Origin of the sequence: Microbacterium sp. NFH-22A-Y, assembly GCF_021401375.1 — a bacterium.
Classification (GTDB): Bacteria; Actinomycetota; Actinomycetes; order Actinomycetales; family Microbacteriaceae; genus Microbacterium; species Microbacterium hominis.
In genome coordinates, this window is the sequence record NZ_JACBGF010000001.1 from 1,108,448 (window position 1) to 1,121,310 (window position 12,863).

At 73.3% G+C, this 12,863-nt stretch carries 7 protein-coding genes and 1 pseudogene; 5 read left to right on the forward strand and 3 right to left on the reverse strand.

The genetic code is table 11. The features are described from left to right. Nucleotide 1: 1 nt before the first annotated feature. The 3 genes and pseudogenes from L0965_RS05260 (at nt 2) to L0965_RS05275 (ending at nt 5,925) form a co-directional block, all read left to right on the forward strand. Nucleotides 2-703 (forward strand): hypothetical protein, encoded by a 702-nt coding sequence (locus L0965_RS05260; protein ID WP_061782283.1) that lies wholly within the window; start codon nt 2-4, stop codon nt 701-703. Nucleotide 704: 1 nt separating this feature from the next. Next, nucleotides 705-2,380: pseudogene (locus L0965_RS16720) on the forward strand (DNA polymerase Y family protein). Further along, nucleotides 2,380-5,925, forward strand: a complete 3,546-nt coding sequence (locus L0965_RS05275) for an error-prone DNA polymerase (RefSeq protein ID WP_101305881.1) — start codon at nt 2,380-2,382, stop codon at nt 5,923-5,925. Before L0965_RS16720 ends, L0965_RS05275 begins: the two are co-directional and overlap by 1 nt. Nucleotides 5,926-6,081: 156 nt before the next feature. Here the strand turns inward: L0965_RS05275 and budA are convergent, their stop codons facing one another. Both budA and alsS read right to left on the reverse strand, forming a co-directional pair. Beyond that, nucleotides 6,082-6,813 (reverse strand): acetolactate decarboxylase, encoded by a 732-nt coding sequence (budA, locus tag L0965_RS05280; RefSeq protein ID WP_101305882.1) that lies wholly within the window; start codon nt 6,811-6,813, stop codon nt 6,082-6,084. Nucleotides 6,814-6,851: 38 nt separating this feature from the next. Further along, the gene (alsS, locus tag L0965_RS05285; RefSeq protein ID WP_101305883.1) at nt 6,852-8,609 is read right to left on the reverse strand and encodes an acetolactate synthase AlsS; all 1,758 of its coding nucleotides are present in this window, start codon (nt 8,607-8,609) and stop codon (nt 6,852-6,854) included. Between the two features lie 107 nt (nt 8,610-8,716). On the opposite strand from alsS, the gene L0965_RS05290 reads away from it, so the two are divergent. After that, nucleotides 8,717-9,640: a LysR family transcriptional regulator gene (locus tag L0965_RS05290; RefSeq protein ID WP_232784008.1), complete on the forward strand. Its 924-nt coding sequence runs from the start codon at nt 8,717-8,719 to the stop codon at nt 9,638-9,640. Between the two features lie 507 nt (nt 9,641-10,147). Then, nucleotides 10,148-11,887 carry a ubiquinone-dependent pyruvate dehydrogenase gene (poxB, locus tag L0965_RS05295; RefSeq protein ID WP_101305884.1) on the forward strand — a complete coding sequence of 580 codons (1,740 nt, stop codon included), beginning with the start codon at nt 10,148-10,150 and terminating at the stop codon, nt 11,885-11,887. On the opposite strand, the gene L0965_RS05300 is transcribed toward poxB, so the two are convergent. Further along, nucleotides 11,769-12,815 carry a DMT family transporter gene (locus tag L0965_RS05300; RefSeq protein WP_232784009.1) on the reverse strand — a complete coding sequence of 349 codons (1,047 nt, stop codon included), beginning with the start codon at nt 12,813-12,815 and terminating at the stop codon, nt 11,769-11,771. The two genes, poxB and L0965_RS05300, sit on opposite strands and share 119 nt — an antisense overlap. Between the last annotated feature and the right edge of the window lie 48 nt (nt 12,816-12,863).

Below are 12,863 nucleotides of genomic sequence, written 5' to 3' on the forward strand. Positions count from 1 at the left end.
CGTGGGGAACGTCGCTGCCGCGGACGTCGCGGGCACCGTGAGCACCCTGCGCGCGCAGATGGAGCGCATGCAGGGGCGTCGCCTCGACACGCCCGTGCTCCCGGTGCCGCCGGCGCTGGCGTCGCTGCTGCCCGGCGGAGGCCTGCGCACGGGGGGAGCCTACGCGCTCGGGCGGTCGATGTCGCTGCTGTTCGCTCTGCTGGCCGAACCCTCGCAGACCGGCTCGTGGTGCGCCGTCGTGGGCATGCCGCACGTCGGTGTGGAAGCGGCGCGCGCCGCCGGCGTGGACCTGTCGCGGCTCGTCCTGGTGCCCGATCCGGGCGAGCGCTGGCTCGCGGTGACCTCGACGCTCGCCGATGTGCTGTCGGTCGTGGCGGTGCGGCCGCCGGCCCGGGCGAAGGATGCCGACGTCGCCCGGCTCGCCGCGCGCATGCGTGAACGCGATGCCGTGCTGCTCGTGCAGGGACCCTGGCCGCAGACCGAGGCGATGATCGACGTCTCCGATCCGTCGTGGTCGGGCCTCGGCGAGGGCCACGGCATCCTGTCGGGACGAGAGCTCACCGTCACGGTGACCAGCCGGCGCGCGCCCGTGCCGCGATCGAACCGGCTCCTGCTTCCCGACGAGCAGGGCCGCCTCGGCGGGGGGGAAGGCGCCGGCCGCTCGCGCGTGCCCGCGCCCGTGCCGATGAGACGGGCGGTGTGAGATGGATGCCGATGTCCGGGGCGGCCCGCCCCCTCCGCGCAGTCTGGTCGTGTGGGTGCCCGACTGGCCGATCGTCGCGCTCACCCGCGACGGCGACGACCCGCTGGACGCCGACGGGCCTATCGCCGTGTTCGAGAAGGGGATGGTCGTCGCCTGCTCGGCGGCGGCGCGCGCCGAGGGCGTCCGGCGACGGATGCGTCGCCGCGATGCGCAGGCCCGCTGTCCGCAGCTGACGGTGGTGGATGCCGACGCCGTACGCGATCATCGGGCGTTCGGGCCCGTGATCGCGGCGATCGAGGAGGCCGCACCGAACGTGCAGGTGATGCAGCCCGGACTGTGCGCCCTGCACGCGCGCGGGCCGGCGCGCTATTTCGGCGGTGAGGCCGCGGCGGCGACGGTGCTCGCGGGCGCCGTGGCGAGCCTCGGCGTCGATGACGTGCGGGTGGGCATCGCCGACGGCACCTTCACCGCCCAGCAGGCGGCCCGCGGTGGCACGCGCCGGGAGGATCCGGTGCGGATCGTGCCGGCCGGTTCGGCCGCGGCCTTCCTCTCGCCGCTGCCGGTGGGGGTGCTCGACGAGGAGCTGGCCTCGCTGTTCGGCCGGCTCGGGGTGCAGACGCTGGGTGAGGTCGCGGCCCTCGGCGCCGACCGGCTCGTCGAGCGGTTCGGCGCGCGCGGTCAGCGGCTGCACGCGCTGGCCGCCGGCCGCGACCCGCGCCCGGTGACGGCGCGCACGCCGCCGCCCGAGCTGCACCGCGAGGTTGCGTTCGAGCCCCGGTCGAGACCGCGGACCAGGTCGCGTTCGCCCTGCGGATGCCGGCCGCGGAGTTCGTCTCCCGGCTCGGGGAGCAGGGGCTCGTCTGCACCGAGCTGCGTGTCGTGCTCACCGGCGACCGAGGGGAGCGCAGCGAGCGCGTGTGGCTGCATCCCGGGGCTTTCGACGCCGCCGCGGTGGTCGACCGGGTGCGCTGGCAGCTCGCCGAGCAGGGCGCGGCGACGGGCGCCGGGGGCACGAGCGGCGCCGGGGGCACGAGCGGCGCCGGGGGCGCAGGGGGCGCCGGGGGCACGAGCGGCGCCGGGGGCGCCGGGCGCGGCGGGACGGGACGGGCGCTTCGCAGTGCGGTCGTGCGGGTGCGCATCGAACCCGAGGCGGTGGATGCCGCCGCCCACCACACCGCGCGGCTGTTCGGGTCGGGTCCCGAGGAGCGCGTGCATCGCGCGCTCTCGCGCGTGCAGGCGATGCTCGGACACCAGGGCGTGCTCACTCCCGCGGTCGGCGGCGGTCGGTGGCTCGCGGAACGACAGCGGCTCGTGCCCTGGGGGGACGTCGCCGCCGATCTGCGCACGGGCGAGCGTCCCTGGCCGGGGAGCCTTCCCGATCCGCTGCCGACGACGGTGTTCGCCGAGGGGATGCCGGTCGCGGTGCTGGATGCCGACGGCGACATGATCGCCGTGGATGCCCGCGGGGAGCCGACCGCCGTCCCCGCGGCGATCGAGCTCGGCGGGCGGCGCCGCGGCATCCGCACCTGGGCGGGACCGTGGCCGGTGATCGAACGCGCGTGGGATCCCGAGCGGGCTCGGCGGGCGCACCGCTTCCAGGTGGTCGACGTCGCGGAGGGCGCCTGGCTGCTGGTGTGCGAGGAAGGCGTCTGGCAGATCGAGGGGAGGTACGACTGATGGGGTTCAACAATCCGTCGGTCCGCTGGTCGGAGATGGCGCGCCTGCTCGGTGCGCCGGTGATCGGCGGCGACCCCGCACCGGACGGCGGCGACGGCCCCGCCTTCTCCCGCAAGCGCGGTGCCTACGAGCGGCCGCCGATCGAGCGGCCCACGGATGCCGTGCCGTACGCCGAGCTGCACGCGCACTCGTCGTTCTCGTTCCTCGACGGGGCGTCCTCGCCCGCCGAGCTCGCCGAGGAGGCGGAGCGGCTGGGTCTGCACGCCCTCGCGATCACCGACCACGACGGCTTCTACGGGATCGTGCGTTTCGCGGAGGCCGCCGAGCAGCTTCAGGTGAAGACCGTGTTCGGGGCGGAGCTCTCGCTCGGGGCAAGCGGCGGCGCGGGGGAAGGGGCGGGGCGTGCGACGGGCCTGCTCGCCGGTCCGAGTGCCGCGCGGGCCGGGGCGCCCGACCCCGCCGGCTCGCACCTGCTCGTGCTCGCCCGCGGCGAGGAGGGCTACCACCGGCTGGCGGCGGCTCTCACCCACGCACAGCTCGCCGGCGGGGAGAAAGGGCGGCCCTGGTACGACCTCGACGACCTCGCCGCGCGCGGTGACGGGCACTGGGCGATCCTCACCGGATGCCGCAAGGGCGCGGTGCGTCAGGCGCTCGCCGCCGGGGGAGCCGATGCCGCGGCCGCCGCGCTCGACCGGCTCGTCGCGCTGTTCGGCGCCGACGCGGTGAACGTCGAGCTGATCGACCACGGCGCCCCCACCGACACCCGCGACAACGACGTGCTCGCCGCGCTCGCCGCCGCGCGCTCGCTCCCGGTGCTGGCGAGCAACAACGTGCATTACGCGGTGCCCGACCGCGTGCACCTGGCGGCCGCCGTCGCGGCGGTGCGCGCCAATCGCGGCCTCGACGAGCTCGACGGCTGGCTGCCGTCGCACGCGAGCGCGCATCTGCGTTCGGGCGCCGAGATGACGCGGCGTTTCCGCCGCTACCCGGGCGCGGTCGCCCGCACGGTCACGCTCGCCGACGAGCTCGCCTTCCCCCTGCGCCGCGCCAAGCCGGCCCTGCCGAAGATGGCCGTCCCCGACGGGCACACACCGATGTCGTGGCTGCGCACCCTCGTGTGGGAGGCCGTGCCGCGCAAGTATCCCGACCTCACCGAGAAGAACCGCGCGCGCATCGAACGCGAGCTCGACGTCATCGCGCAGAAGGACTTCCCGGGCTACTTCCTCATCGTCCACGGCATCGTCGCCGAGGCCCGTCGCCGCGGCATCCTGTGCCAGGGACGGGGCTCGGCCGCCAACAGCGCCGTCTGCTACCTGCTGGACATCACGGCGATCGACTCGATCTACTACGACCTGCCGTTCGAGCGGTTCCTGTCCGCGATGCGCGAGGAGGAGCCCGACATCGACGTCGACTTCGACGCCGACCGGCGCGAGGAGATCATCCAGTGGGTGTTCGGCGAGTACGGGCGCGAGCGGGCGGCGCAGGTCGCGAACGTCATCCAGTACCGTCCGAAGAACGCGGTGCGCGACATGGCGAAGGCGCTCGGACACTCGCCCGGTCAGCAGGACGCCTGGTCGAAGCAGGTCGAGCGGTGGGACGGCGCCGTCGCGGGCTCGCACGACATCCCCGACCGCGTGCTCGAGTACGCCGCCGAGCTGTTGAAGGCGCCGCGACATCTCGGCATCCACTCGGGGGGCATGGTGCTCACCGAGCGTCCCGTGGGCGAGGTGGTGCCGATCGAGCACGCGCGGATGGAGAACCGCACCGTCATCCAGTGGGACAAGGACGACGCCGCGTGGATGGGGCTCGTGAAGTTCGACCTGCTGGGGCTCGGCATGCTCGCCGCGCTGCAGCACTGCTTCGATCTCATCGCCGACGCGACGGGGGAGCGGTGGACGCTCGACACCCTCCCCAAGGAGGAGGCCGCGGTCTACGACATGCTGTGCCGCGCCGACTCGATCGGGGTGTTCCAGGTGGAGTCCCGCGCGCAGATGGGGCTGCTGCCGCGGCTGCAGCCGCGGCGGTTCTACGACCTGGTGATCGAGATCGCCCTGATCCGGCCGGGTCCGATCCAGGGCGGCGCGGTGCACCCGTACGTGCGCCGCAAGCTGGGGCTGGAGGAGCCGACGTACGCCCACGAGAAGCTCCGACCGGTGCTGGAGCGGACCCTCGGCGTGCCGGTGTTCCAGGAGCAGCTCATGCAGATGGGGATGGCCGTCGGCGACCTCACCGGAGAGGATGCCGATGTGCTGCGCCGTGCCATGGGCTCCAAGCGCGGCATCGAGCGGATCGAGTCGGTGCGGCAGAAGCTGTACGACGGGATGGCGCGGCACGGGCTGGTCGGACAGGTCGCCGACGACATCTACGCGAAGATCCAGGCGTTCGCGAACTTCGGCTTCGCGGAGAGCCACTCGCTGTCGTTCGCGCTGCTCGTCTACGCGTCGTCGTGGCTCAAGCTGCACTACCCGGGCGCGTTCCTCGCCGCGCTGCTGCGTGCGCAGCCCATGGGCTTCTACTCTCCGGCGACCCTCACCGCCGACGCCCGCCGGCACGGTGTCGTCGTGCGTCGCCCCGATCTGCACGCCTCCGGGGTGGATGCCGGTCTCGAACCCCTCGACGAACCCGCTTCCCCGGTCGTCGCCCCGCCGAGCGCAGCCCCCTCCCCGGTCGTTGAGCGAGAGAGCGCCCCCTCTCCGGTCGTTGAGCGAGAGAGCGCAGCGAACGAGTCGAAACGCGTCCCCACCGGCATCCCCGCCTGCACCGACCGCCACCAGCCGCCGGTGCCGCCGTTCGATGCCGCCGCGCCCGACGCGTCGGCCGCCCATCGCCGCGACGGCCGTTTCGCTGTCCGACTGGGGCTGGCCGCGGTCACGGGGGTGGGAAAGCCCCTCGCGCAGCGCATCGTGTCGACGCGCGAGAGCGACGGCCCCTTCCGTGACCTCCGCGACCTCGTGCGGCGAACGGGCGCCACGGCCGCCCAGGTGGAGGCGCTGGCGACGGCGGGGGCGTTCGAGAGCATGGGCATCACGCGGCGCCAGGGGCTCTGGCTGGCCGGCGATGCGGCCCAGGATCTGCCCGAGTTCCTTCCCGACTCTCTCGTCGCCGTGCAGCCCCCGCTGTTCGGCGACCAGTCCACCTACGACGTGCTCGCCGCCGACCTCTGGGCCACGGGCATCTCCACCGACGACCATCCCCTCACGCATTACCGGGCGCCGCTGGAGGCGCGCGGGGTGCTCACCTCTCGCGAACTGCGCACGCACGAGGTCGGGCGGCGGGTCGAGGTCGCGGGACTGGTGACGCACCGGCAGCGGCCCGCGACGGCATCCGGGATCACCTTCATCAACCTCGAGGACGAGCACGGCCTCGTCAACGTCATCTGCTCGAAGGGCGTCTGGGACCGCTATCGCCGGGTGCTGCGGGATGCGCCGGCGCTCATCGCGCGCGGCATCCTCGAGCGTTCACCCGAGGGCGTCACGAACCTCGTCGCTGATGCGTTCGAAGACCTGCGCGTCGGCGTGCGCCACCGCTCCCGCGACTTCCGCTGACCCCCACCCCCACCCCGCCGAGCCGCTATCCTCCGGCCGAGCCGCCATGCTTTGGACTGCCCGCGACATAGCGGCTCGGCCACAGCATGGCGGCTCGCCGGAACGCGCGGGGCGCGGCGCGGGGCGCGCGCGGCGCGCGGCGCGCGGCGCGCGGGGTCAGGGGAGGGGAGCGTGCTGCTCGGTCTTCGCGAGCTGGGCGGCCAGGTCCTCGGGGGCGAGGGCGGCCTCGCGGAACTCCGTCGTCAACGGCAGGCGCAGATGCAGGTCGGTGCACAGGCACAGCTCGACCGTGCCGTGCTCGAGGGTGAAGTCGAGCACGTGGCCGCCGCGGGTGCGTCCGTCGTCGATGAAGTGCGCGTGGCATCCGGGCACGCCGATGCCCTGCTCGTACAGAGGCGTGCGGAAGGCGACGATCGTGCCGTCGACGTCGTCGAACTCGAGCACGGCGTCGTCGTCGGTCGCCTCCGTCATGGGGCGGTACGGCTTCTGCTGCCGGGTGACCGTCCGCGCCGTCACGCGGCGGAACCGCCCGGTGATGCGCAGCGCGTACATGTAGTTGGCCGACGCGGTGATCGCATCGATCGCGGCCGAGGCCTCCGCGCGCGTGGCCCCGTCGGGCAGCGAGCGGGTGATCGTGGGGACGAAGTCGGTCACCACCGCATACGGCGTGGCGGAGTCGGCGGATGCCGCGGCCGCCGTGCCGTCGCCGCGCAGCCGGTACGCGACACCGTCGACGACGACCATCTCTCCGTCGAGGGCGTTGAACGTGCCGATGCCGAAGTCGCCGTGGCCGAGCAGCTCGCCGACGGTCATGTCGTCTTCGTAGATGCCGTCCAGCAGCGCGGCCATCAGGCTCGTCTGGAACAGGGTGTGGCGTTCAGCGCTCATGCGCGGTCCTTTCGGGACGGGAGGCGAAGAGAAGGAGGTCACAGCAGCACGTCGGCGAGGAGGTCGCCGCCGAGACGGCGGAGATTGTCGCGGTAGTCGACGGGCACGTCGATGACGGACGGCCCGGGCTCGGCGAGGGCCGCGACGATCGTCGGGACGAGATCCTCGACCCGGGTCACGCGATGTCCGTGCGCCCCGAACGACTCGGCGAAGGCCACGACGTCGTAGGCGCCGAGCTCCACGGCCGCGGTGCGCCCGTACTTCTCGACCTGCTGGAACGCCACCATGTCGTACGCCGAGTCGTTGAAGACGATGTGCGTGAAGCTCGCCCCGACCCGCACCGCGGTCTCCAGCTCGACGGCGGAGTAGAGGAAGCCGCCGTCGCCCGAGACGGAGAGCACCGGGTCGCCCGCGTCGGCGAGACTCGCCGCGATCGCCCACGGGAGAGCCACCCCCAGCGTCTGCTGCCCGTTCGAGAACATCAACGAGCGCGGCCGGTAGGTGCGGAAGTGGCGCGCCATGTACAGGTAGTTCGACCCCACGTCGCAGAGCACGGTGGCCTCGTCGGGCAGGGCGGCGCGGATGCCGGCGACCACCGCGACCGGATCGAGACCGAACGCGTCGTCGTGGTGCGGGTCGCCGAGGTCGGTGTTCTCCGCCAGGCGCGTGCGTTCGCGTTCGACGATGACCGCCGTCGCCGCATCGCGCTGCGGGATGCCGCCGCGCGTGTGCAGCGCGCGCGTCAGATCGGTGAGCGTGGTGGCCAGGTCGCCGAGGAGCTCGACGTCCGGCCGGTAGTCGTTGTCGATGTCGGCCGCGACGGTGTCCACGTGAACGATCCGGCGTTCCTTGCCGAGGTTCCACTCGGCGGGCACGAACTCCACCGGGTCGTAGCCGAGCGTCAGCACGAGATCGGCGTGGTGCAGAAGGACGTCGCCCGGCTGGTTGCGGGCGAAGCCGACGCGGCCCAGGTAGTGGTCCTCGAGGTCGCGCGAGATGATCCCTGCGGCCTGGAACGTCTCGACCACCGGCAGGCCCGTCGCGCGCAACAGCGCGTGCAGCGCGTCGACCGTGCGCGGGTCGCCGCTGCGCGCCCCCGCCAGCACGACCGGGAACCGCGCCTCGCGCAGCAGCGCCGCGGCCCGGTCGACGGAGGCGGCGGCCGCCCCGCCCACCGCCGCCGGCACGATCGGCTCGGTGAAGCCGACGGCGGTCGTCGCGGTCGACACGTCGTAGGGGAGCACGACGGCCGCCGCGCCGCGCGGCTCCCGCGTGGCGGCGCGGAACGCGTTGACGATCGCTTCGGCGACGTTGTCGGCCGCGGTGACCTCGGCGGCCGAGACGGTCACCGTCTGCAGCATGCCGACGGCATCCATCGCCTGATGGGCCCGCTTGAGGTGCTGCGACCGCGAGACGGCGCCGCAGATCGCGACGACGGGGTCGCCCTCGGTCGTCGCCGTGAGCAGTCCCGTCGCGAGGTTCGCCGTGCCGGGCCCGCTCGTGACGAGGACGACGCCCGGGATGCCGGTGAGACGCCCCACCGCGGCGGCCATGAAGACCGCGTTCTGCTCGGTGCGGCAGGTGATCAGCTGCGGTGCACCGGCGACGCCCTGAACGGCGGCGAGGGCGTCGAAGACGGGGTCGATCTTGGCGCCCGGGACGCCGAACACCCAGCGCACGCCGTGGGCGCGCAACACCTCGACGACACGGTCGGCGGCACGGGTCCCGACGGGCGGGGCGGTGACGGCGGCGTTGGCAGCCGCTGGGGACGGGGCGAGGACCGGCGCGATGCTCATGACTCCATGCTCCGCCCGGCGAGCGGTGCGAGGAAGACGGCGTTCGCGATGCGACTCATCTGCTGTGCAGATGATTTCGGGCTGCACGGAGGGAGGATGATCGAGATATGGATGTGCGTCACCTCTCCGTGTTCGTCGCGGTCGCGCAGGAGTTGAGCTTCACGCGCGCCGCCGATCGCCTGCTGCTGGCGCAGTCGGCGGTATCGACGACCGTGCGCGATCTCGAACGCGAACTGGGGGTCGAGCTGTTCGACCGTTCGCATCGGCAGATCCGCCTGACGGGTGCGGGTGAGGAGCTGCTGACCCGCGCGCAGCAGGTCCTCGAGCAGGTGCGCGAGCTCGGGGAAGCCGTCGCGGCGGCGGCCACAGAACTGCGCGGCGCCGTCACCATGGGGCTCATGACGGGGGTCGACCTCGTCGACGTGCCGGGGCTGCTGGGTCGCTATCACGAGCGGCATCCGGCCGTCGCGGTGCAGCTGCGGGCGACCGGGCTCGGCTCGACGGGCCTGGTGGCGCAGTTGGAGAGGGGTGAGATCGACGTGGCGCTCCTCTCCGTCGTTGACGGGCTTCCCGCGACCCTGCGGGGCGAGGTCGTCGCCTCGTCGCCGTACGTGCTCGTCGTGCCGGACGGCCACCCCGCGGCAGAGCGCGACCGCGTCGCTCTCGGCGAGCTGGAGGGGGAGAGCTTCATCGACCTGCCGCCCGGCTACGGGTCGCGACGCATCGTCGACGACGCGTTCGCCCACGCCGGAGTGTCGCGGCGTGTGCTCATCGAGGTCGCCGATCTCTCGACGGCGGCGACCTACGTGCCGCAGGGCCTCGGTCTGGCCATCGTGCCGGAGTTTGCTGCGGCTGCGGCATCCGCGCGGGCGTCGGCGGCGCACCGCGGCCGGATGCCGGTGCGCACCGTGCCGCTGGACGGCGCCGTACCCGCGTTCGCCGTCTCGCTCGCGTGGGCGCGGCGACGTCCGCTCAGCTCCGCCGCGCAGGCGCTCGTCGAGCTCTTGCGCAGCGAGCTGCTCCCCGCGTGAGGCCGCCACGCGCGGATGGCGGGGGTGGGGCGTTTCGACTCGGGCCTGGGGCCCTCGCTCAACGACCGGGAGGCGGTGACGTGCGGGTGGCGGGGGTGAGGCGTTTCGACTCGGGCCTGTGGCCCTCGCTCAACGACCGGGCAGCGGTGACGCGCGGGTGGCGGGGGTGGGGCGTTTCGACTCGGGCCTGGGGCCCTCGCTCAACGACCGGGCGGCGGTGACGCGCGGGTGGCGGGGGTGGGGCGTTTCGACTCGGGCCTGTGGCCCTCGCTCAACGACCGGGAGGTGGTGACGTGCGGATGGCGGGGGTGGGGCGTTTCGACTCGGGCCTGTGGCCCTCGCTCAACGACCGGGAGGTGGTGACGCGCGGGTGGCGGGGGTGAGGCGTTTCGACTCGGGCCTGTGGCCCTCGCTCAACGACCGGGAGGCGGTGACGTCCCAGCGGGCGCGCACGTTTCGACCGACGTCGAGGCCCGCCGTGCCGACAAGCGGCGTAGCGTCGAGGGCATGGCGAATGTTGCGGACTTCTTCATCGAGACTCTCAAGCGTGCCGGCGTCACCCGCATCTGGGGGCTCCCCGGCGACTCGCTCAACGCGTTCACCGACGCGCTGCGCCGCGACAGCGCCGGCGACGCGATCCGCTGGATGCACATGCGCCACGAGGAGGCCGCGGCCTTCGCCGCCGGCGCCGAGGCAGAGCTCACCGGCGAGCTCGCCGTGGTCGCGGGCTCGTGCGGTCCGGGCAACCTGCACTTCATCAACGGCCTGTTCGACGCGAACCGCAACCGCGTGCCGCTGCTGGCGATCGCATCCCACATCCCTTCGGCCGAGATCGGCAGCACCTACTTCCAGGAGACGCACCCGCAGGAGCTGTTCCGCGAATGCAGCGTCTACACCGAGCTCGTCGCCGACCCGTCCCAGCTGCCGTGGGTGCTGGAGATCGCCATGCGCACCGCGGTCGAGAAGCGCGGGGTCGCGGTGGTGGTCGTCCCCGGCGACGTGTTCTTCGCCGACGCGCCCGACCGCCGTCCCACCGCCCCGATCCGGGCGACGGGCTCTACCGTGCTGCCCGCGGCATCCGCCCTGGCCGCCGCCGCGACGGCGCTCAACGATGCGAAGAAGGTGACGATCCTCGCCGGATCGGGCGTCGCCGGCGCGCACGACGAGGTGCTGGCCCTCGCCGAGGCGCTCCAGGCGCCGATCGTGCACGCCCTGCGCGGCAAGGAGCACATCGAGTGGGACAACCCGCACGACGTCGGCATGACGGGACTGCTGGGTTTCGCCTCGGGCTACAAGGCGATGGAGTCGTGCGACACGCTCCTGATGCTCGGCACCGATTTCCCGTACCGGCAGTTCTACCCGTCGAAGGCGACGGTCATCCAGGTGGACGTCCGCGGCGAGCAGCTGGGGCGGCGCACGCCCATCGACGTCGGCCTCGTCGGCGGGGTGAAGGAGACGGCGAACGCGCTGCTGCCGCTGCTGCAGCGGGACCGCTCCTCGTCGCACCTCGAGGAGAGCGTCGCGCACTACCGCAAGACCCGCGAGCGGCTGGACGATCTCGCCATCGACGACGGCAAGGCGCCCGTGCGGCCCGAGTACGTCGCCCGCGTCATCGACGAGCTCGCCGCCGAGGATGCCGTGTTCACGGCCGATGTCGGAAGCCCGGTGATCTGGGCCGCGCGCTATCTGCGCATGAACGGGCGCCGGCGGCTCATCGGTTCCTTCGCCCACGGGTCGATGGCCAACGCCATGCCGCAGGCGCTCGGAGCGCAGGGTGTCGACCGGTCGCGTCAGGTGATCGCGCTCGCCGGGGACGGCGGCCTCGCGATGCTGCTGGGCGATCTGCTGTCGATCCGCCAGAACGACCTGCCGGTGAAGATCGTGGTCTTCAACAACTCCTCGCTGAACTTCGTCGAGCTGGAGATGAAGGCCGCCGGCATCGTGAACTTCGGCACCGGGCTCGAGAACCCGAGCTTCGCGGCGATCGCGGAGGCGATGGGCATCACCGGCATCCGCGTCGAGAAGGCGAGCGAGCTGCGCGGCGCCGTCGCGCAGGCCCTCGCCGTCGACGGGCCGGTGCTGATCGATGTGGTCACCGCCCGGCAGGAGCTCGCGATCCCGCCCGCGATCACGCTCGCTCAGGCGAAGGGGTTCTCGCTGTGGGCGCTGCGGACGGTGCTGTCGGGTCGGGGCGACGAGCTGATCGACCTCGCCGAGACCAACGTGTGGCGCCGTCTGTTCCACTGACCGCTCGGGCGGTGCGGTGCGGCTCACCCGCCGCCTCGCGGCGACCGAGGCGGTGGCGGCGCTCGATCGCCTGACCCGCGTAGCTGGCGGCGACGATGAGGGCCGCGCCGCCGATGCCGACGACCCCGATCGCCTCCCCGCCGAGGGTCACGCCCACGACGAGCGCCCACACCGGCTCGGTGCCCATGAGCATGCTCGCCCGCGCGGCGGAGGTGCGCCGCACCGCCCACAGCTGCACGACGAACGCGAAGACCGAGCAGAGCAGACCGAGGAAGACGACGTCGGCGACGGCCGCGGCATCCAGCGCGCCGACCGCGCGGGGCAGCGCCGGGCCCGCGAGGAGGGTGAACACGGCGCTGCCGACGACCAGCTGCACGAACACGACGCCGAGCGAGCCGTCGGCGCGTGAGCGCGTGAGGTGGCCGCTCGCGGTGACGTGCACGGCGCGGACCACGGCGGCCGCGATGACGAGCAGGTCCCCGGCGGTGGGTGGGCGGATGCCGTCGCCGGAGACGAGCAGGGCGACGCCGACGACGGCGGCGACGGCCGCGACGAAGTAGGAGCGCGGCAGCCAGACCCGCGAGACGATCCCCTCGAGCGCGGGCGTCATCACGAGGGCCAGGCTGATGAGCAGGCCCGCATTGGTCGCCGAGGTCAGGCTCACTCCCCAGGTCTCCAGGCCGATGATCGCGGCCTGCGAGATGCCGAGGATCACGGCGATGAGCAGGCCGCGTCCGCGGGGCAGGCGCTGTCGCGCGAGCAGGCACAGGATGCCGGCGCCCGCCGCGGCGACGAGGAAGCGCAGCGCGTTGGCGCTCGGGACGCCGGTGACGGCGATGAGGTCCTTGGCGGCGAGGAAGCTCGCGCCCCACACGACGGCGACGGCGAGGAGGGCGAGGTCGACGAGGAGGTCGGCGCGCCGTGTCATGGAGTCAGAGTGGCAGCATCCGGCGTGAAGAACATCGGGCAATGTCTT